Genomic DNA, 21,212 nt, shown 5'->3' with positions numbered 1-21,212 from the left:
AACGAGGAGTACGATCGTGCCTGGCCTGAAACTTACCCTGTTGCAACAACCGCTGGTCTGGATGGACGGTCCGGCTAACCTGCGCCATTTCGATCGCCAGCTGGAAGGGATCGGCGGGCGCGACATCATTGTGCTGCCGGAGATGTTTACCACCGGTTTTGCGATGGAGGCCGCACAGCGATCGCTGGCGCAGGATGACGTGCTGGCCTGGATGCTGGCCAAAGCTCAACAAACTAACGCGCTGATTGCCGGTAGTGCGGCATTGCAAAGCGAACGCGGTCCGGTGAACCGCTTTCTGCTGGTCGAGCCGGAAGGGAAAGTTCACTATTATGATAAGCGCCATCTGTTCCGCATGGCCGATGAACATCGCCATTATGAAGCGGGCAACGAGCGGGTGATCTTTGAGTGGCGTGGCTGGCGGATCTTACCGCTGGTGTGCTATGACCTGCGCTTCCCGCTGTGGTCTCGCAACCGCAATGATTACGATCTGGCGCTGTATGTCGCCAACTGGCCTGCGCCGCGCTCTCTGCACTGGCAGGCGCTGCTGGTGGCGCGCGCCATAGAGAATCAGGCGTATGTGGCGGGCTGTAACCGCGTCGGCACCGATGGTAACGGCCACCATTATCGTGGAGATAGCCGGGTGATCACCCCGCAGGGTGAGATCCTCGCCACCGCCGAGCCGCATCAGGCAACGCGGATTGACGCCGAGTTGTCGCTGACGGCTCTGAAAGAGTACAGGGAGAAGTTTCCGGCATGGCAGGATGCGGACCCGTTTAGCCTCGGGTGAGCCAAAAATGCCGGGTAGCGGCTTCGCCTTACCCGGCCTACGGACGCATAAAAATCAACTACAACAGCATGTCAGGGAATTTTGTAGGCCCGGTAAGCGCAGCGCCACCGGGCATTAGCGTCAGCTGACCAGCGCCTGACCATCTTTCCGGCTTTCGGTCGCCGCCACGTAGTGCCCTTCCGACATCCGGTAAATTACCTGCGCACCACCGAAGTTATAATCCTGTAATGGATCTTCCACGGTAATAAGGTGCCCACGTTCACGCAGACCGGCAATGACGTTGCGGCTGAAGGTCGATTCGACAATCACTTCTCTTCCCTGCACCACACGCCAGCGCGGCGCATCTATCGCCGCCTGCGGATTCTGCCCGTGGAGCATAATACGCAGCGCCATTTGCATATGTCCCTGCGCCTGCATCGGTCCGCCCATCACGCCAAACGACATCAGCGGTTTACCGTCGCCGCCCATCGCAAAACCCGGAATGATGGTATGGAACGGTCGTTTGCTGCCCGCCAGCGCGTTCGGATGCTTCGGGTCGAGCACAAAACCGCAGCCGCGGTTTTGCAGGCTGATACCGGTCTCCGGCACCACGACGCCGGAACCAAAGCCCATAAAGTTTGACTGAATAAACGACACCATCATACCGCTGGCATCGGCGGTAGAGACGTACACCGTCCCGCTTTGCGTCGGCGAACCGTAGGTGAAATCAGAGGCGCGATCCGTGTCGATCAGCGCAGCGCGGGATTTCAGGTAGGCATCGCTGAGCAGCTCTTTGGCGGCAAATTCCATGTGCGCTTCGTCCGCCACATAGCGATCGAGATCCGCCAGCGCCAGCTTCATCGCCTCAATGGAAAGATGCAGCGACTGCACCGAGTCCGGATCGTAGCGGCCAATATCGCACTGCTCCAGGATCCCGAGCGCGATCAGCGTGGCGATCCCCTGCCCGTTCGGCGGCAGTTCCTGCACCGATCCGCCGGCAAACTCCCGCGACAAGAGTTCGACCCAGTCGACGCGATGATCTGCCAGATCTTGTGCCGTCAGGTGCGCGCCATGCTCTTGTGCAAAAGCAGCAATTTTCTGCGCCAGTTCGCCACGATAAAATGCGTCACCTTTGGTTTGCGCAATCAGTTCCAGCGTTTTCGCCTGCGCCGGGTTACGGAAAATTTCGCCGATGCGCGGCGCACGCCCTTCCGGGGCAAAACAGGCGCTGAAGCCCGGCTGATCTTTCAGTTTGTTATAGCCGCGCTGCCACAGATGACCGATCAGCGGCGATACCGGAAAGCCGTTACGGGCATAGTCAATCGCAGGCTGCGCCAGGATAGTCAGCGGCAGCGTGCCAAACCGTTCCGCCAGCGCTACCCAGCCGGAGACCGCGCCAGGTACGGTTACCGCGTCCCAGCCGATTTCCGGCACCGCCGTTTTACCGGCAAACAGGTCGGCATGCCAGCTCGCCGGTGAGCGCCCGGAGGCATTCAGGCCGTGCAGCTTTTCCCCGTCCCAGATAATCGCGAACGCATCGCTGCCAATACCGCAGCCCGTCGGCTCTACCACCGTGAGCGCCATCGCCGTGGCGATAGCGGCGTCTACCGCATTGCCGCCCAGTTGCAGCATTCGCATCCCGGCCTGTGCCGCCAGCGGCTGAGACGTCGCCACGGCATTATGACCGAGCATCGGCGGGCGTCGTGAAGCGTAACCGGTAGAAAAATCAAGCGCTTTGGTCATCATGACTCCTTAGTCGTGGCGCGGATCGAGCGCGTCGCGCAGCCCGTCGCCGAGTAGATTAAAACCCTGCACCGCCAGGAAAATGGCAACGCCGGGGAAAACGGACATCCACGGTGCCTGTTCGAGAAACCCTTTCGCCGTGTTGAGCATGGAGCCCCATGAGGGATTGGGTGGCTGCTGGCCGAGCCCTAAAAAAGAGAGGCTGGCTTCGGCGATAATGGCCGAGGCAATCGCCAGCGTCGCCTGCACGAGGATCGGCGACATCACATTCGGCAGCACGTATTTCACGATGATCCAGCGGTCCGGCAAACCAATTGCTCGCGCGCCGTCGATATACTCTTCGTTACGGATCGCGATCACCTGTCCGCGCGTCAGACGGGCGAAGATCGGCATGGCGGAGAGTCCGATAGCGATCATCGCGTTGCTCAGGCTCGGCCCGAGAAATGCGCCCAGAGCGATGGCCATGATCAAAAAGGGACAGGCCAGCAGCGCCTCAATGAAACGCGAGATCACCCCGTCCCAGATCCCCTGGAAATAGCCCGCCACCAGCCCGAGAGGCACGCCGATGACGACCGCGATGATCACCGACACGCAGCCCGCCATTAGCGAGGTACGCGCGCCCCAGATGATGCGCGAAAGAATGTCGCGTCCCAGTTCATCCGTGCCGAACCAGTAAAGCTCTGACGGCGGTTTACGCACCGTCAGGAAGTTGGCTTTTACCGGGTCGAAGGGGGAGATCCACGGTGCCAGCAGCGCAATCAGCACAAAAATGCCGACCACAATCGCACCGATCATCGCGCTTTTATTGGCGAGGAATTTTTTCAACACCCGGTTCTGCGCGCGCGGTGTTGCCAGCGCCACGTTTTGCGTCGTGAGTTCCGCCATGATTAGCCTCGCATTTTCGGGTTGATAAGGACGTAAAGCACGTCCGCCAGCAGGTTAAGCAACAGGAAGCCGATGGCCACAATCAGCACCACGCCCTGCACCACCGCATAATCACGGTTAAACACCGAATCGACGATCATCTTGCCGAAGCCCGGAATGGTGAACACCTGTTCGGTTAATACCGCCCCGCCCAACAACTCGCCAAACAGCAGTGTGGTCAGGGTAATGACCGGCACCAGCGCATTGCGAAAGGCGTGCTTTAAAATCACCGCTTTTGGCAACAGCCCTTTCGCCCGCGCGGTGCGGATGTAATCGGCCTTCAGCACCGCAATCATTGAGGCGCGGGTATGACGCATCAGGGTTGCCGCCAGCCCGGTCCCCAGCACCGACGCCGGAAGCAGCAGCGTGCGCAGGTTTTGCAGCGGATCTTCGCTAAACGGCACATAGCCTGACGCGGGTAACCACTGCAAATTGACGGAAAACACCAGGATCAGCAGGATCCCCAGCCAGAAGTGCGGTATCGAGATCCCGGAGATCGCCACAAAGTTAGCCCCGTGATCGACCCAGCTGTTTTTGTTGACCGCCGCGAGGATCCCCATGCTGATACCGAATACCAGCGCGATGATCATCGCCAGCAGCGACAGTTCCACCGTCACCGGCAGCTTGCTGGCGATAAGCTGCGTCACCGGCTCGTGAGTGCGCAACGACGAACCGAGGTCGCCCTGTAGTGCGCGGGTCAGCCAGTTGTAGTACTGCACCGGTATCGGCGCGTCCAGATTCAGCTCCGCACGAAGCTGGGCAATGACCGCCGGGTCACGCTCCTCGCCCGCCATGGCGATCAGCGGATCGCCGGGCAGCAGTTTTTGCAGGCCGAAGACCATCATGCTCACCAGCAATAAGGTGGGGATCGCCAGCAACAGCCGTTTGCAAATCAGTTCCAGCATGGTTTCTCCTCGCGCCGGTTATTTCGCCAGCGTCAGACCGGCTACGCGCACGATGCCGTCCGGGTAAGGTTTAAAGCCCTGCACCTTTTTGTTCAGGCCAAAAATACGCGGTTCAAAATAGAGATAAGCAATCGGCATATCGGTTTGCAGCTGTTTCACCACCTTGTCGTACAGCGGCTGGCGGACGGCCGGATCGTTGCTCAGACGCGCCTGGGCCAGCCATTCATCAACCTGCGCATTGCTGTATCGGCCATCGTTGAGGGTGCCTTTGCTGTTAATAAAGCTGTAAATGCTGCCGTCCGGGTCCGGGCGGCCAGACCAGCCGGAGAAACTCAGCTGATAATCGCCGCTTTGCTGACGGTCGAGCAGCGTGGCGAACTCGGTCATTTGCAGATTGAGGGTAAAGCCAGCTTCGCCGACCATCGCCTGCAATACCTGGCCGACCTGCTGTGATGTCGGGTTGTTCGGCACCAGCAGGTTAACCTTCAGCGGCGTCGTCACGCCGGCCGCTTTCAGCAGCGCCTGCGCTTTTTCCACATTACGTTGCGGCACCGGCACTTTTACGTGATAAGGGCTTACCGGCGAGAACGCCTGGTTTGATGGCGTGTATAACCCTTCAAACACCACCTGATTCAGCGCGTCACGGTCGATTGCCAGCGAAAAGGCTTCGCGCACGCGGGCATCTTTGAACGGATCGTTAGCCGGAACCTTGCCGTTATTGATATTGAAGGTAATACCCTGATAGCCGAGGCCGGTGACTTTGGCGAGCGCCAGTTTACTGTCCGCCTCAACGGTTTTCACATCGCTGGCGGCAATGCCTTCGGTAAGATCCAGATCGCCCGCGCGCAGGTTAGCCAGCCGCACTGAGGCATCCGGGATTGGCAGATAGATAATTTTGTCGAAATGATACGTGCCTTTGTTCCAGTAATTGTCAAAACGGCTCAGCACGATACGATCCTGCGACACGCGGCTGTCAAATTTGTATGGACCAGAGCAGACCGGATGCGCGGCAAAATCAGGTTTTTTGGCAGCTTCCGGTGCCAGCATCGCCCCGGCGCGATCGGTCAGCTGCATCAGCAGTGCGGCGTCCGGCGTTTTCAGATGCAGGACGATTTGCGTCGGGCTGGTCACCTCCACCGACTCAATAGAAGAGATTTCGCTTTTGCGCAGCGAACCTTTCAGTGTTAACGCCCGGTCGAGGTTGTATTTGGCCGCCGCCGCGTCAAATTTCTCACCGTCGTGGAACGTCACCCCTTCGCGCAGGTTCATGGTCAGGGTTTTACCGTCGTCGCTCCATGCCCAGTCTTTCGCCAGGCCCGGCACCACTTTCAGATTTTCATCCACGTCCACCAGCCGGTCACACAGCGAGGCGAAGACAAATCGGCCATAGTAAGTACGCGCAAGATGCGGGTCGAGCATATCCGGATCGGCGCCCAGACCAATTCGCAGCACATTATCTGCCTGTGCTGGCAGCGCCGCGCCAAGCAACATAACACTTCCCAGTACGGTCAAAAGAGAGTTACGCATTGTCATTATCATGAGTTCCTTGCTGGAAGAGAGGAGTGGGTTGCCGCCTGTTCGAACAGCGCGCGGCGACGTAAAAAGGCGGCAGAGGGCGGCGCAATCTGGATCACGCTGCGATCGCGGTTAAGCTCCTGCCAGCGGTGGCAGGCAATTTGCCGACCACCATTCAGAACCTGATTAATGGGTTCAATCTGGCGGCATTGATCGGTCACGTAGGGACAGCGTGTATGAAAGCGGCAGCCGCTGGGTGGACTGGCCGGATTCGGCAAATCACCCTGCAACATCGGCGCGTCGCGTTTTGCCCCCGGCTGCATTTGCGGTGCGGAGGCAATCAGCGCCTGGGTATAAGGGTGCAGCGGCGCGTCAAAAATTTCATCGACGGTGGCAAGCTCCACGATTTGCCCGAGATACATCACCGCCACGCGGTCACTCATATGGCGGATCACCGCCAGACCATGAGCAACAATAATCATTGTCAGACCAAGCTGATGTTTCAGGCTTTCCAGCAGATTGACCACCTGCGCCTGAACCGAGACGTCCAGCGCCGAGACCGGCTCGTCACCCAGTAGCAGCTTTGGCCCGGACGCCAGAGCGCGGGCAATGCCTATGCGCTGTCGCTGCCCGCCGGAGAATTCATGCGGAAAGCGGTCAGCCCATGCGGCGGGCAACCCGACGGTTTTCAAAAGTTCGGCCACCTGATAGCGACGGTCGGACTTGTTCATGTTCTGATGCAACCACAGCGGCTCGCCGACGATTTGCTCCACCGTCATGCGCGGATTCAGCGAGGCGAAGGGATCCTGAAAAATGATTTGCAGCTCACGCCGCAGCTGATTCAGGCGTGCGCCAGTGGCGCTGGTGATCTCTTCCCCCTGATAAAAGACTCGTCCTTCGCTGGCGGCCAGCAGACGAAGCAACAGGCGACCGAGCGTCGATTTACCCGAACCGGACTCGCCGACAATGGCCAGGGTTTCTCCCGGCATCACGGCGAGCGAAACGCGGTCGACCGCCGTAACATAACGCGCCGGGGTAAACAGTTTTTTCGGCCCCGGAAAGCATTTGCTCAGGTCGCGGGCTTCAAGGATCGGTATAGTCATGCGATTTCTCCCAGCGCGATGTGCTGTTCCAGCGGCGCACGGAAACAGGCGACCTGATGATTTGTGCCCATTGTCTGTAAGGAAGGTTTATGCTCATGGCAGCGGGTTTGCGCAAAAGGACAGCGGGTGGCAAAACGACATCCCTTTGGCATTGCTTCGGGTAGCGGTACGGAACCGGGTATGGTTGAGAGCTGCCCTTTGCGTGCGCCAAGAGACGGGATCGAGCCCATCAGACCGATGGTATAAGGATGCTGCGGATCGGCAAAAATGGCTTCGACGCTCCCCTGCTCCACCACCTGCCCGGCGTACATTACCGCCACCTGCTGTGCCACTTCGGCGACCACGCCTAAATCATGGGTGATCATCAGAACTGCCGTGCCGGTCTCTTCCTTAAGGGTATTTAACAGGGCGAGGATCTGCGCCTGAATCGTCACGTCCAGCGCGGTGGTGGGTTCATCGGCAATTAACAGACGAGGGTGATTAATCAGCGCCATGGCGATCATCACACGCTGGCGCATCCCGCCCGAGAGCTGGTGTGGATACGCTTTCAGGCGCATTTCTGCCGCCGGGATCTGCACTTTTTCCAGAATTTGCAGGGCAATCGCCATTGCTTCATTACGGCCAACATTCTGATGGCGCATCACCGCTTCGCTCAGCTGGTCACCAAGCGTAAAGGCGGGATTCAGCGAGGTCATCGGCTCCTGAAAAATCATCGCCAGTTCTCGCCCGCGCAGATCGGCATATTCACGCGGGGAAAGTTTACGCAGATCGTGACGGCGGAACTGCATGTCGCCGCTGACGATCTGTGCGCTGGCAGGCAGCAGCCCCATCAGCGCCAGCGAGGTAATACTTTTTCCGCAGCCGGACTCGCCTACCAGCGCCAGCGTTTCTCCCGCCTCGACGGTCAGGGAAATGCCATCCAGCACGCTGACCGGCGAACCGGCAAATTTGACGTTAAGGTTTTGCAGGCGCAGTACGGGTTTGGACTCCTCAAAGCGGATCGTCGTCATAGCGTGATATCGTCCTCAAGGTGAATGGCCTGGATCAGGGCATTTTGCAGGGAGAGCAGATGTTCGCGCATCGCGGCCGCCGCCTCGTTGGGCTGACGTTGAACGATCGCATTGATAATGGCGTGATGATGGGAGTTATAGTGATCGACACGTTCGGGTGTACGCGCCAGTTCACGCAGATGCTGCCAGGCAGGTTCACGACGCACAGCATCGATAGCGTCAAAAAGCCCCAGCAGCAGACGATTTCCGGCGGCTTCGGCAATAGCCCGATGAAAAGCACTGTCCCACAATTCATTAAGATCGCGGTCGTCCGGGCTGACCTTATTAATACGTTCCAGCATGCGCTGCATCAGCGCGAGGTTTTCCCTGGTGGCGCGTAACGCCGCAAGACGGGCTAAGCCCGGTTCGAGCTGCAGGCGGGCCTCCATGATTTCCAGCAGGTTAGTTTGCTGCACCAGCCCCTGAAGGGCCAGCGGCTCTACAGGAGCGGCAGGACCGATAAACGTCCCCTTCCCCTGCTTGCGCCAGATACGGCCTTCTTCTTCCAGCACGTCCAGCGCACGGCGAACTTCGCGTCGCCCCACGCCGAGTGTTTCTGCCATCTCACGTTCAGTGGGAAGCGGAACGCCTGGTGTTGACTCATGCTGGTTGATCAGCCCACGCAGTTGTTCAAGCGCGGTGCTGGAATTTGCCAGAAACCGTGACGGTTTTTCCATATTGGTTCGCCTGCTCTCATCGTTGCTTTATTTTTATTAACAATAAGTTATTAGTATGGATGTTTACTTATCGCTCTAATGAATAAGCAATTTATGAACCAATAGTGTATTGGTTCGGGAGTTTTTTGGATTTTTTGGGTAAGGGGTTGATTACGGAAAGGTTATTTTTTACAGGGAGGTTACAGCGAGGGGTGAAGCGGGAGTAAAACGGGTGACGGATTGCACGTTATTAGTGCGCAGAATGCACTAAATGTGTGCATATGTTAATTAAATGCACATTTTTGGTTTATGTTTTGTTAATTTAGGCGGAGTGCGTGAAGGGCATACGAGGTGCAGGAGCTGCGGGAGCAGCTTTATCAGGCTAAGCAGGTGGTGAAGGGGATTAAGGATGTGCTTGTTTAGTGGACTGAACGGAGATTGAATAATAAAAAAGCCGGGAAGATTTAATTTCTTACCCGGTTTTTTATAAATAGATGCCATTATTATTTAATAGAGCACCCCTAATTTCCTTCTTGATATTTTTATATCTTTAGCAATTATTTCAACATAAAATGAATCACTTTGAATAATATAATGAAAATATTCTCCAACATCATATTTTTCCCATTCAGGGAAAAAAGAGCATCTTTCCTTCTTCAATTTTTCTAACCACGATGATTCTGGAACAACCCAATAACATGAAACAAAATCATCATCATCGCGTTCATTATAATAACTTAATTCTTTATTTCGCTCATATCGCACTGCCCAGACACAAGAAAAATCGAATATACCTGTAAATCTAGAATATCTAGAAGGAGAAATCCATATCTTAAAGAATGCGGTTAATGAATCACCTTGTGATTTCAACACAAGATCATCGTTTGGAGCCTGCCAATAAGGGAGTTCCACCGCATAAGCAAAATCTTTCTTCATAACATTCATCTCTCACTTACAGGTTGGCGTTTTAGATGTTCCTGTATTAGGTAGACCATTATTCCTCAATCTCTTAGTAAAATCTCTTAGTTGATCAACGTTTGTTTCAAGAATAGCTTTTATTTGTTGAGCCTTCCCTTTAACTGCAATAGTTAAACGACTATTACCATCTCTGGCAACTAATTGACCTTTCACATTGACAACTTTTATTGCTGGAAAATCTGTGGCTTTTACATTTCCCTTACGAACATCATTTATTACTGATTGTACATTTCGTTTCCCGTCAGGTGTATCAAAAGCTCCATTAATAGTTGTTTGAGAAAAATTAACATCTTTAGGATTAACAAGAAACTCACCAGGATTAAGCTTTATTTCTTCAGTTGTTAAACCAAGGGGATCGATCCACGATAACGGATTAGGCGCATACTGATAAAGATTTATTCCACCCTTCAGTGAGATTGGATTAGGACAACAAATCTATCCGATCGGCGGATCGTACTACCGATTTCGTTCGTACAGTCCTGAAATTACCAAATCATAATACACACGCTACCGCCACACCTTGATCAGTAAAACTGTCTGCACACTCAATATTTTACGATTAAATCAGAGGATTAAAAACAAAAAATCTGCCAAAACACAGCGCCGTCTTAAAGTCGGTCATGTCGGCATTTCCCGCACCAACCATAAGACCAAAGTCCTCACCCCAACCTGCACCTTGAAGGGAACAGGCTCGCAGAGGCAGGATTTGACATCGGACGCGGCGTCACCGTGAAGATTTCGGACGGGTGCCTGACCATCATCGCTGACAATAACGAGATTCAGGAGCTGAGGGAACAGCTTTATCAGGCGATACAAATGATTAAGGAGATTAAGGACGTGATTGTTTAGTGGATTGAACAGATTTTAGATAATAAAAAGCCGGGAAGATTTAATATACTTCCCGGCTTTTATAACTACCCGATTAAACCCTTTAAATAAATGATAACATCGCGTTCTAAAGGGTAATTAAATAATGAATTAAATATACATATTTGTTCGTATTCATTTTTTGTTATGAGAATATCGTTTTCACATATGTAGTCACATAACGTTTCAAATGCTAATGGCTCTTCCCCAAACTCGATGTAACCCAAAGCATAATTTAATTCCTCTATGGAAAGCCTATTACTAAACTCTTCACCGAATTTTTTAAACTTGATACCAGTAGCTGTAGCCATTATTTCGCTCCTGGTAAGCGTGGAACAGGGCCACTATCGGGAAATGCAGTTACAATCCTTCCTTTTGCTGGCTGATAAACAACCCTGATTTGCACTCCATCCCTGACTTCCCATGCAACCCAGGTAGCAGCTTTTCCTGACTTAGTTAATGCGCCTCCGGTTCCTTGCTGGGCATACCATTTAGTTGAAGGCGAATTCACAATATCATCAACTTCAGAAATAATCTTTTTCCCATCCCAAGATTGAGGGAAAGTTGTTTTACCCGGTTGACCTGGCCACATATGACCACCACTGCCAGGACCATCACCATGAAGAATATGTTTCTGAGCTTTTGGACCACAACCAAATAATCCAAGTGGATCGATCCATGACAGTGGATTCGGCGCATAAGCATATAAGTTTAACCCACCTTTTAGCCCAATCGGATCATCGGAACGATTCGGATGCCATCACACTTTTTAACACGCTACCGCCCGCGCCGTTTCTGGCTTCCCGGCCATCACCTTTTACTTATTTAACAACACGTTAACCCAACTTTCCCGATGCGCGTTTTGACGCCCGTTCACCATACCACCCCCGTGACTCCCTGTCATTAGTCGTTCTCCTCCGGCGCTGCGTTATGGCTCCCACGGCAACCCGTGACGGGGACCCGGTTGGCCGCCGCAGGCGGCTTACCGGGGCCACGGCGCGGGTTCTGCGGGTGCGGGCGGCAAAGAGCCCGCAAGCGACGGTACGGCGCTCTGTTCCTCCCCTGCCTGACCGGGGTTTGCCTTTGCATGACAACGCCGGGCCGGGGCGGGAGGCGCTGGCGGGCGAAGGCGGGAACGAGTGACGCGCCGCCCCTTGCGCGGCACGAGCCGCCGCAGCCAGACGACGCCGGGCGGGCATTAAGCCCTTTAGCGGAGGCCGCAGGCCGACAACCTCTTTTAACGGCCTTTTTACCGCGAACAGGGCCGCCGCCGCGCACCGGAGCCGCCAGGGATGGCGGCGACTGCGGAGCCGCGTAAGGTCTGCGGCGCTCACCGTGGCACGGCCTGAAGTGCCGCCCGCGGGGGCGCAAGACATAATGCATATTATGCGAAGACACCCCGCACCCTGTGCCTGAAGCCGCCTTCGCTGCCCACCGGGGTGACTGCGCATAATATCCACGCGTTATGTTAAATGAACGGACGCTGGCCTCTCCGTACTGCCATGTGACGCTGTGGCCTCCGCCAGCTTCCGGGCATTTACCCCCGCGCACACTGAAGGCAGGGGGCAGACAGCCGTCATGGACGGCGGCTGTCTGCCTGTGACGTACAGGGACGTACTAATGCCGCGGGCGCATGGATGCGCAGGAGCGGCCACGTCCCCTGCGCCCTCACAGAGGGCGACACCTAACTTTTAAGACTGTCCGGCGACCCTGTGGCCCCGTTCTGCTCCGGGCTGTCCGGCGCTTTTTTCCTTCGCCGCTTCTCTGCCGGATGCGTCTTCTCATGCACCCGCTGCAACGGCGCGATGGCCACCTTCGTGTAGATCTGCGTCGTCTCCAGCTTCTCATGGCCCAGGATCGCCTGGATGTGCCGCGTGTCCGCCCCGTTGTCCAGCATCTGCGTCGCCATTGAGTGCCGGAAGATATGACACGCCCCCGGCTTGTCTATCCGCGCCTTCTTCCGGATCGCTTCTCCGGCAAGCTGCGTCAGCGTCCCCGGCTTCAGCCCTTTGCCGTGATACGTGATGAACAGGTGGCCGCTATCGAACCGCTGCGCCAGCCGGGGCCGCACGTCCTTCAGGTAGCGCTGCACCCACGCCAGCGCCACATGGCCCACCGGAACGACGCGATCTTTCTTCCCCTTTCCCTGCCGCACGTTCACCACGCCCCGCGTGAAGTCCACGTCGCACAGCATCAGGTTCCCCGCCTCCATACGCCTGATCCCGGTGCTCCAGAGTATTTCCAGTATCGCCCGGTTGCGCAGGCCCAGCGGCTTTTCCGTATCCAGACTGCCCAGCACCTGCCGCGTCTCCTGCTCGCTGAACACTTGCGCCGGAAGCCGCTTTTCTTCCTTCGGCAGTTCAAGCTGCTCTGCCGGGTTGTACAGGATGATGTGACGTTTCAGCAGCCAGCGCCAGAAGTTCCGCACCGCGCTGAGGCGGTTTAGCTGGCCGCCCACCGCCAGCGTGTTGCCGTCTGCCTTGCGGTAGCTGCGTAAGTAGCGCTGCCAGCCCTCCAGTACGGGCAGGCTCACCTGCGGCGCGTACAGCAGCCCCCGCTCCTCGCACCACGTCACGAACGGCAGCACCCGTTCGCGGTAGCCCTCGATGGTGCGCAGGCTGTAGCCCTGCGCCTCAAGGTGCGCCAGCCATGCAATCATATGCTGCCGCTGTGTGGCGTTCTCGTTCTGGCGGCTAAGATAAAGGGCTTCCGGCCCCGGTGGTATGGGCTTTGTCATGATGGTTTGTCCTGTTAAGGATTGAAGGTTAAAGACTGAGATGGCAGTACGGTACGACGAAGGAAGGGTAAAGCGATGGAACAGTGGTTTTTATGCTGCCCCAACTTGCGGGGCGTTCAGGCCAGTAATGATGCGGCTTACAGAAGATTTTTACTGCCCCAACTTAACCCCAACATGGGGCCAACTTTAGGGCAACCTGCGACGGGTCAGATCCAACTTGCGCAAGTCATAGTGCGCCGTTCACTGCCGGGCTGTCCCGGATCTGATGCCGGGCTTTTGTGGTGGTACGACTACGATAGCAGGTAATGAAGGTAATGCGTTGATATTTAACGCGACTGCTACAGGTGGCCGCCTGTAACAGCCGCTAACCACAACCAACTAAGCAGGAGTTAATCATGGCTGAACACGATATTACGCCAGAAGTCGTCATTTCCAAAACCCATCGCCGTCTTAAAGTCGGCTATGTCGGCATCTGCCACACCAACCGTAAAACCAAAACCCCTACCGGATATTCACGCAGCCCCAGCCTGCACCTTAAAGGCAACTGGCTGGAAGAAGCGGGATTTGAGACCGGGCGCGGCGTGACGGTGAGGATTACGGAGGGATGCCTGACCATCATCGCTGACAATGACGAGATGCAGGAACTGAGGGAACAGCTTTATCAGGCTAAGCAGGTGGTGAAGGGGATTAAGGATGTGCTGGTTTAGTGGACTAAACGGAAATTAAATAATAAAAAGCCGGGAAGATTTTAATTTCTTTCCCGGCTTTTACTATTTATGGCATTAGTTTTTTAATATCTTCAACGGTCAAACTAAAACTATCCATAGTATTTTTATCTAATCCCAGACTAAATTCATTATTTATTTTTTGCAACCAATGATAAAATTCAATAAATATATTTTCATTTTCCTCTGTCAACTCCATAAAACCAGAATCAGTATGTGACAACTCTAATAAGCTTATTATAGAGTTAAAAACATCTGTATTTTCGGTTAAGTCATCAGATTTAATAGTCATTAAAAAATCAATTATCAATAGTTCATCCGATATATCCATTATCGTAGGAAGAGATGAGACTTTATCTTTTATTTCTTCTAATTTCATATTTACACCTCAATAAGATGAACCATCAAGAGGAATATGGGCACCATTAGGATCTGATTTAAACGTTCCCCATGTACCATCGGTTCTAAAGACCTCTCCAGTTGAAGTATTTTTCATGCTTGCTGTTGGGCCATTTGCAGCATTGGAGTTAGGGAATTTGGCTGCTGCTGATGGATTAGCGCCATGACCATGTACAGTATAACTACCTGCATCATATTTAAATCCACCACTAGGGAATTTTGCTGGGTCATGTCCCCATGTGTTAGGAATACCGCCTTGGCTTGCCCAGACATCAATATCAGATTTATTAATTCTATCATTATTGACTAATTCAGAAGGATCGGTTGGTCGTTTAGTAAAACGTCCTGTCTCGCTATCATGCCAGCGATTAGACTTAGAATTGAAAGAACAACTTAATCCAAGGGGATCGATCCAAGATAGTGGGTTTGGCGCATACCGATATAAGTTTAACCCGCCTCTTAGCCCTATCGGGTCACTGCTCAGGAATCTTCCGACATCCGGGTCAAAATACCGGTATAAATTGTAATGCAGCCCCGTTTCCCTGTCCAGATATTGTCCCTGGAAACGCAGGCTCTGCTCTACCGCACGGCTCTCTTTTTCATGCCTCAGGTTTCCCCACACCTGATAACCCGCCTCCCACACGATATTCCCTTCCCGGTCCGTCATTTCCTCCGGCGCACCGTTAACATCCGTGTGGTAATACAGCACCTCGTCCGGCTCCCCCGGTGCCGCCCTGTCCACCCGTGCCAGCGGCTCATAGCTTCCCTGGTCACTGTAGATATACAGGCTGCTCCTTCTTCCCAGCCTGCACTCCTGTGCCAGCCGCATGCCGTCCCATAAAAATGTTGTCCGGTTATAGGGCTGGTTGTCTGCGTCCAGCTCATGCTTCTCCGTCCGTCTGCCCAGCGCATCGTACACGTACCCGTAGCGCCGTACGGTACTCCCCCGGATAACCCTCACTTCCGTCAGCCGGTGCTCCGCATCCCAGCGGTAGTGCTGCGTTCCGTTGCGGCCCCGCTTCTCCACCGTCCGGCCATGTTCATCGTAACGGTAATGCAGGCCCCGGTATGATGTCAGCCGGTTGAACCGCACCGCGTTGCCCTTGCCTGCCCCTTCTCCCTGCCGCCGGTCCAGCAGGTTCGCCGCCGCGTCGTACTGCCAGCTGTCCAGGTACGCTTCATTCCGGCACGCCGTTATTCGTCCCGTCGTGTCGTAAAAATAATCTGTCACCCCCTGACGGCTGTGCCGCTTTTTCAGCAGTTCATCCTGGCCGTTGTACGCATACTCCCGGCTGATAAACGTCTCCGGCACCACACCCCGCATTCCTTTACAGGTCAGTTTGCGCGTCAGCCGTCCCGTCTGGTCATACACCCGCCGCGTGTCCAGCCTCCCCTGACTTCGCTGTACCTCACGGTGCAGGTGGTCCCGCGTGAACTCGCTGATGACCTCCCGCCCCAGGTTTATCTGCTGAAGATGTCCGCTCCCGTAGTACAGGTGCCGCAGCGTCCGCCCGTCCGGCAGCCGGGTCGCCGTGCGGTTGCCCAGCGCATCGTACTGGTGTTGTAACGCGCCCTGCACCGTCTCCTCGCTCAGCAATAATCAAACGCGACCCGGCTGTCGTTACCGTTCCTGTGCACTTTCCGCGTTTCACCGAGCTGACCATCTGTCGTATAGCTGTGCGTTCGTTTAATATCCGGCGTGCAAAGCGCCGTCATCTGTCCGAGGCGGTCATACTCCATATTCCATGTCAGGGCTGAAGCCGTATCTGCCAGAAACTAAAATCGTAGCCATCAGTAATCCTTTTCAAAATAAAGGGTTTTACATCAATTTACGGATTGGAGGCTCGACCGTTAAAGGCTACAATACCACATCCATCCGTCATGATGAAAATAGAAAGCAACTTTCTCTTTAGGGCAAACCAGAATACTATCCTCGTGTATTTTATCAAATGCAATAGGGGATAACAATTCATTATAAGAGAATCTATCAAAATAAAAACCGCTTTTTATATTCTTGGTTTCTACGATGCGCTCAAAATTTTCAACTATATTTTTTTTAATACAATCGCAACGTTCATTAAGATGATTGTCGATCTTGTCAATTTTAGAATAAAATTTTACCCATTTCCCTGAAGCTAATGACATCCAATGTTCTCGCCTATTTTGAGCAATGAAACTTTCGATAAAGAAAATTAAAACTTCCATTTAAATACCTCATTTAAAATGTATGATGATTATTAACATCGCGCCCGTCCCCCTGACGGTTGATGTCAGGTTTTTGTCCTTCATGATAATGAGGCTCTGGATGCGATGAATGCGGGTGAGATTCCGGTTTATCATATTTTTGTTGCTTATTGTACCGTTCCCACTTTTCTCTCCATTTTTTTAGTTGTTCTGGTGTGGCATTCTGTGGCGGATTTTTCGATGGTTGTGGACGCATTTTCCCATTATGGGCATGTGCAGCAGCTTCTCTTGCTTCTTTCCTGGTAGAATGGTGAGTTGATTTGTTTTGAGGTCGACCACACCAAGTTTTACGTAGGCCAAGCGGGTCAATCCAGCTTAACGGATTCGGCGCATATGCATATAAGTTTATGCCCCCCGCCAGCCCTATCGGGTCACTGCTCAGGAATCTTCCGACATCCGGGTCAAAATACCGGTGTAAATTGTAATGCAGCCCCGCTTCCCTGTCCAGATATTGTCCCTGAAAACGCAGGCTCTGCTCTACCGCACGGCTCTCTTTTTCATGCCTCAGGTTTCCCCACACCTGATAACCCGCCTCCCACACTATATTCCCTTCCCGGTCCGTCATTTCCTCCGGCGCACCGTTAACATCCGTGTGGTAATACAGCACCTCGTCCGGCTCCCCCGGTGCCGCCCTGTCCACCCGTGCCAGCGGCTCATAACTTCCCTGGTCACTGTAGATATACAGGCTGCTGCTTCTTCCCAGCCTGCACTCCTGTGCCAGCCGCATGCCGTCCCATAAAAATGTTGTCCGGTTATAGGGCTGGTTGTCTGCGTCCAGCTCATGCTTCTCCGTCCGTCTGCCCAGCGCATCGTACACGTACCCGTAGCGCCGTACGGTGCTCCCCCGGATAACCCTCACTTCCGTCAGCCGGTGCTCCGCATCCCAGCGGTAGTGCTGCGTTCCGTTGCGGCCCCGCTTCTCCACCGTCCGGCCATGTTCATCGTAACGGTAATGCAGGCCCCGGTATGATGTCAGCCGGTTGAACCGCACCGCGTTGCCCTTGCCTGCCCCCTCTCCCTGCCGCCGGTCCAGCAGGTTCGCCGCTGCATCGTACTGCCAGCTGTCCAGGTACGCTTCATTCCGGCACGCCGTTATTCGTCCCGTCGTGTCGTAAAAATAATCTGTCACCCCCTGACGGCTGTGCCGCTTTTTCAGCAGTTCATCCTGGCCGTTGTACGCATACTCCCGGCTGATAAACGTCTCCGGCACCACACCCCGCATTCCTTTACAGGTCAGTTTGCGCGTCAGCCGTCCCGTCTGGTCATACACCCGCCGCGTGTCCAGCCTCCCCTGGCTTCGCTGTACCTCACGGTGCAGGTGGTCCCGCGTGAACTCGCTGATGACCTCCCGCCCCAGGTTTATCTGCTGAAGATGTCCGCTCCCGTAGTACAGGTGCCGCAGCGTCCGCCCGTCCGGCAGCCGGGTCGCCGTGCGGTTGCCCAGCGCATCGTACTGGTGCTGTAACGCGCCCTGCACCGTCTCCTCGCTCAGCAGGTTCCCCGGGCTGTCATAGCTGAACCGGATAACTTCCGGCTCCCCGCCTTCCGCCGCATCGTGTCGCCTGCGGCGGATTTCCAGCAGTCGGTCCGCCGCGTCGTACTGGTATTCCGTGCGCGTTTCCGGCGTGATTTTCGCCGTCAGCCTGCCTGCCGCGTCGCGCTCAAGCCGATGGTGCAGTTCACTGGCGCTTCCCGTCGCGAACGTCACCGCCGTCACCGCACCCAACGCGTTATAGCCAAACTGCTCCCGCCGCCCGTCCAGGTCCGTCTGCTCCGTCACGCGGTCCAGCGCGTCGTAGCAGAACCCGTAACGCTCGCCGTTCCCATTCTCCAGTGCCGTCAGCCTGCCGTAAGCGTCATACTCAAAGCCCGTCTGCCGCCCCATTGAATCGGTACGCACCCGCACACGGCCCAGACTGTCGCGACGGTAGCGCGTTATCTGCCCTGTCGGGCTGGTATAGGCCGCCAGTCTCCCCGCCGCATCCGGTAAAAAACGCTCTTCCCTCCCGTCCTGGTACACCCGCCGCACCAGGTTGCCCGTGCTGTCGTGGTGGTAACGTGTTGTGTTGCCCTCCGCATCCGTGACCCTTTCCAGTTGTCCGTGCGCATCGTAAAACCACGCCGTCTGCGAGCCGGAACAGTCCGTGTGCCGTATCAGCTGACCGTCTTCGTTCCACCGGAGATAATTATTGCCGCCCCGCGCATCCGTTACCTGCTCCACCTGCCCGTGACGGTCGTACCGGTACTGCGTTTTCTGCTGCGCCGGGTCCGTCACGCTCAGCAGGTTACCGCGTTTGTCGTACTCATACCGCCACGCCGCCCCCGCTGCGTCCGCTTCCGTCACCGGCTGGTGCCATATCTCATGCCACTGCATCTGCTCCACCCGGCCCAGCGGGTCATGCGTCTCCGTCAGATGCCCGAGACGGTCATAGACATAACGCCAGCGTCCGCCCTGCGGGTCCGTCATCCCCAGCAGCAGTCGTTCTTCATCACTCCACGTAAATTCAGTGACCTGCCCGGAAGCATCCTGATAACGGGTTATCTGGTTTTGCGCATTCCACCAATGGCGGCGCGTGCGTCCCAGACTGTCGGTAACGGTCAGTGCCCGCTGGTCTAACTGCCAGTCCAGCCGGTAATGCTCCCCACTGTCCGTGTGGTGCGCCGTCACCCGCCACGCCTTATCGTCCGGACCGTCAAACCACGCCCAACGGTAATAATACCGTTCGCCACCTGCCTGCCGGTGCATCGTCATGCAGTCGTTGTCGTCATACGCAAACTCGCGCTGGTACTGGCCTGCGCTGTCCACCACCCCGTTCAGCCGTCCCGCCTCATCGTAGCGGTAGCGGCGCAACTGATTCGGCTCCCCTTCCGGGGTGTGGCGGAAGATACGCGTCACGCGCTGCGGGTACTCTGCCAGCTCATAGTACAGCCGGATACAGGGACGTTGCTGGTCACTGCTGATTTCCGTCAGCCGCCCACAGTCGTCATATTTCAGGTGCAGACAGTTGCTGTTACGATCGCCCAGCATCTTCAGCCGCTGGCGCTGTGGGTTATGCGGGTCCGTCTCAAACAGGCGGTAAACCCCGTCGTCACTGCTTATCAGCCAATGGCCTTGTTCGCTGCGCCGTACCGCCAGCCCTTCTCCGGGGCTGTAAAAACCGCTCCCCGGCTCCACCGCCTGCAAGTCAATTCGCCGCCCCATAGGGGCAACATACGTCATGCAATTATCGTCCGTGCTGTCCGGCGTAGGCTCCAGACTTACCTCATATGGCACGCTCCAGCCGCGTCCGAACATCCCTTCCGTCCGTTCATCGCGGCTGCTGTAGGTCCGCTGCCAGTCCAGCGGGTAGTGGCCGGGCAAGCTGAAATCGAAATCCTCCTCATCCGCCAGGTATTTGGCTCCGGTGGCGGCATTTACCGGATTAAGCAGAGCGTCTCCCAGGCGCTGGGTCAGCATCCCCAGTGCTACACCTCCCAGAAAACAGGGCAATTCCGCCAGTGCCTTGCCAGGACGCAGGAACATCAGGGCTATCGTCGCCACCAGTGTTATCTGCGACTTGCCGCTTTTGATGTCCCTCACTACCAGCAGCGGCCCACCAATACGCACATCGGGCGATACAAATTCTCCCCCGCCAGGCTCATCTACTACCTTCGCCTCACAGGTGCAGCGTACGCCGCTGCGCGCGGCGGGCTGATCGTTGATGCGTACATCCCTTGCTCCTTCGGCGATATACTCCGCCGCAGGGGGTTCCTCGTCGCCTTTGAAAAGATTCGACACACTGCCGATAAGTCCGCTTACCGCCTGAAAAGCATTTTCCAGCGCCCCGATGGGATTCAGCGCCCCCAGTATCGTGCCCACGGGGTCATCCATCAGCGCCTGCTGCTTTTGTTCCAGGAACTGCGTAAAAGAGGACGGGTGCTTCTCACAGTTGATTTTGTCATTCGGTTTCGGGGTTGAACCAGGAAAAGCTTCAGTAACCGTTGGTTGCCATAACTCAGAGAAAAAGTGTTTTGTATCGTCCCACAACCCCTCCCGCCCTTCTTCCGTACTGAGCTGATCGATCAGATTAAGAGGAGCCATTACAGGAGCCGTTACTATGGATGTGGCTATCGTCCCGGCGGCCTCCAGGTATTCCTTCGCCACATCCCACGCCGATTTAGCATCCTCTTTGCGTTGTTCTTCCTCTGCCTTTCGCCGCGCCGCTTCTTCCAGAGCCTCAATTTCTTTACGTGATCCGGTCGTCGCCGCCGCTCGTGCTGCTCGTTTACCGTTTATCCAGGTATCATTTGAACCGCTAATGATATGGCCCTCGATCTTTGGAGGAAAGATAGCGTTGGCAATCTCTTCACTGGCATTGCTGATACTCTCGCTCCAGCCTTCGTAGTACATGGCTACACCGGTCACAAAACCGATCATTAACACCGTACTACATCCCAGCGAGGCTACCTCGACTCCCGCCAGAAACGCCATGGTCCCCACCACTATCACATCCACCAGGATATTGGCCGCGACCTCCAGCGCAGCCCCCAGCATGTCCGCCATAAAGGAGGTATGCAACAGCGCATCCCCCTCTCTTGCCGCCCAAAATGCATCTCCCATC

At 55.4% G+C, this 21,212-nt stretch carries 16 protein-coding genes and 3 pseudogenes; 3 read left to right on the top strand and 16 right to left on the bottom strand.

Annotation, left to right across the window (positions count from 1 at the left end; genetic code table 11):
• The first annotated feature begins 16 nt into the window (after positions 1-16).
• Entirely contained in the window at positions 17-787 is a 771-nt protein-coding gene (locus tag P0H77_RS05515; RefSeq protein ID WP_276163920.1) for an amidohydrolase, read from the top strand.
• Positions 788-907: 120 nt separating this feature from the next.
• Here P0H77_RS05515 and P0H77_RS05510 read toward each other — a convergent pair whose 3' ends face one another.
• The 8 genes from P0H77_RS05510 to P0H77_RS05475 form a co-directional block, all read right to left on the bottom strand.
• Entirely contained in the window at positions 908-2,509 is a 1,602-nt protein-coding gene (locus P0H77_RS05510; protein WP_276165055.1) for a gamma-glutamyltransferase family protein, read from the bottom strand.
• A 9-nt stretch (positions 2,510-2,518) separates the two neighbouring features.
• On the bottom strand, positions 2,519-3,394 hold the full coding sequence (locus P0H77_RS05505; RefSeq protein WP_276163919.1) for an ABC transporter permease: 876 nt from the start codon (positions 3,392-3,394) through the stop codon (positions 2,519-2,521).
• 2 nt (positions 3,395-3,396) lie between these two features.
• Positions 3,397-4,338, bottom strand: coding sequence for an ABC transporter permease (locus P0H77_RS05500; RefSeq protein WP_176916880.1), 942 nt, complete (start codon positions 4,336-4,338; stop codon positions 3,397-3,399).
• 18 nt (positions 4,339-4,356) lie between these two features.
• On the bottom strand, positions 4,357-5,871 hold the full coding sequence (locus tag P0H77_RS05495; RefSeq protein ID WP_276163918.1) for an ABC transporter substrate-binding protein: 1,515 nt from the start codon (positions 5,869-5,871) through the stop codon (positions 4,357-4,359).
• A 2-nt stretch (positions 5,872-5,873) separates the two neighbouring features.
• Positions 5,874-6,956 carry an oligopeptide/dipeptide ABC transporter ATP-binding protein gene (locus P0H77_RS05490; RefSeq protein ID WP_276163917.1) on the bottom strand — a complete coding sequence of 361 codons (1,083 nt, stop codon included), beginning with the start codon at positions 6,954-6,956 and terminating at the stop codon, positions 5,874-5,876.
• Entirely contained in the window at positions 6,953-7,966 is a 1,014-nt protein-coding gene (locus tag P0H77_RS05485) for an ABC transporter ATP-binding protein (protein ID WP_276163916.1), read from the bottom strand. Before P0H77_RS05485 ends, P0H77_RS05490 begins: the two co-directional genes overlap by 4 nt.
• Entirely contained in the window at positions 7,963-8,682 is a 720-nt protein-coding gene (locus P0H77_RS05480; RefSeq protein ID WP_276163915.1) for an FCD domain-containing protein, read from the bottom strand. Before P0H77_RS05480 ends, P0H77_RS05485 begins: the two co-directional genes overlap by 4 nt.
• A 486-nt stretch (positions 8,683-9,168) precedes the next feature.
• Positions 9,169-9,597, bottom strand: a complete 429-nt coding sequence (locus P0H77_RS05475) for a hypothetical protein (RefSeq protein ID WP_276163914.1) — start codon at positions 9,595-9,597, stop codon at positions 9,169-9,171.
• A 670-nt stretch (positions 9,598-10,267) separates the two neighbouring features.
• Between P0H77_RS05475 and P0H77_RS05470 the strand changes: the two are divergent.
• Positions 10,268-10,488, top strand: a pseudogene (locus P0H77_RS05470) (SymE family type I addiction module toxin).
• Between the two features lie 65 nt (positions 10,489-10,553).
• On the opposite strand, the gene P0H77_RS05465 reads toward P0H77_RS05470, so the two are convergent.
• The 4 genes and pseudogenes from P0H77_RS05465 to xerC all read right to left on the bottom strand — a co-directional run bounded on the left by P0H77_RS05465 (position 10,554) and on the right by xerC (position 13,243).
• Positions 10,554-10,817 (bottom strand): MafI family immunity protein, encoded by a 264-nt coding sequence (locus tag P0H77_RS05465; protein WP_276163913.1) that lies wholly within the window; start codon positions 10,815-10,817, stop codon positions 10,554-10,556.
• Positions 10,817-11,098 (bottom strand): EndoU domain-containing protein, encoded by a 282-nt coding sequence (locus tag P0H77_RS05460; RefSeq protein WP_346429442.1) that lies wholly within the window; start codon positions 11,096-11,098, stop codon positions 10,817-10,819. Before P0H77_RS05460 ends, P0H77_RS05465 begins: the two co-directional genes overlap by 1 nt.
• Positions 11,099-11,176: 78 nt before the next feature.
• Positions 11,177-11,239 (bottom strand): annotated as a pseudogene (locus P0H77_RS23190) (Rhs family protein); the annotation flags it as partial.
• A 951-nt stretch (positions 11,240-12,190) separates the two neighbouring features.
• Complete coding sequence (gene xerC / locus P0H77_RS05455) at positions 12,191-13,243, bottom strand: site-specific tyrosine recombinase XerC (RefSeq protein ID WP_276163912.1); 1,053 nt, start codon at positions 13,241-13,243, stop codon at positions 12,191-12,193.
• Positions 13,244-13,638: 395 nt separating this feature from the next.
• Here xerC and P0H77_RS05450 point away from each other — a divergent pair, with 395 nt between their 5' ends.
• Positions 13,639-13,950, top strand: a complete 312-nt coding sequence (locus P0H77_RS05450) for a SymE family type I addiction module toxin (RefSeq protein ID WP_276163911.1) — start codon at positions 13,639-13,641, stop codon at positions 13,948-13,950.
• Between the two features lie 67 nt (positions 13,951-14,017).
• Here P0H77_RS05450 and P0H77_RS05445 read toward each other — a convergent pair whose 3' ends face one another.
• The 4 genes and pseudogenes from P0H77_RS05445 to P0H77_RS05430 form a co-directional block, all read right to left on the bottom strand.
• Positions 14,018-14,347: a hypothetical protein gene (locus tag P0H77_RS05445; protein WP_276163910.1), complete on the bottom strand. Its 330-nt coding sequence runs from the start codon at positions 14,345-14,347 to the stop codon at positions 14,018-14,020.
• Between the two features lie 9 nt (positions 14,348-14,356).
• Positions 14,357-15,964: pseudogene (locus tag P0H77_RS05440) on the bottom strand (RHS repeat-associated core domain-containing protein); the annotation flags it as partial.
• A gap of 254 nt (positions 15,965-16,218) precedes the next feature.
• On the bottom strand, positions 16,219-16,572 hold the full coding sequence (locus tag P0H77_RS05435; protein WP_276163909.1) for a hypothetical protein: 354 nt from the start codon (positions 16,570-16,572) through the stop codon (positions 16,219-16,221).
• 13 nt (positions 16,573-16,585) lie between these two features.
• Entirely contained in the window at positions 16,586-21,211 is a 4,626-nt protein-coding gene (locus P0H77_RS05430; protein ID WP_276163908.1) for an RHS repeat-associated core domain-containing protein, read from the bottom strand.
• Position 21,212 lies beyond the last annotated feature (1 nt).

The sequence above is a fragment of the Superficieibacter sp. HKU1 genome, from assembly GCF_029319185.1.
Classification (GTDB): Bacteria; Pseudomonadota; Gammaproteobacteria; order Enterobacterales; family Enterobacteriaceae; genus Superficieibacter.
This window is presented reverse-complemented; position numbering and strand designations above follow the sequence as displayed.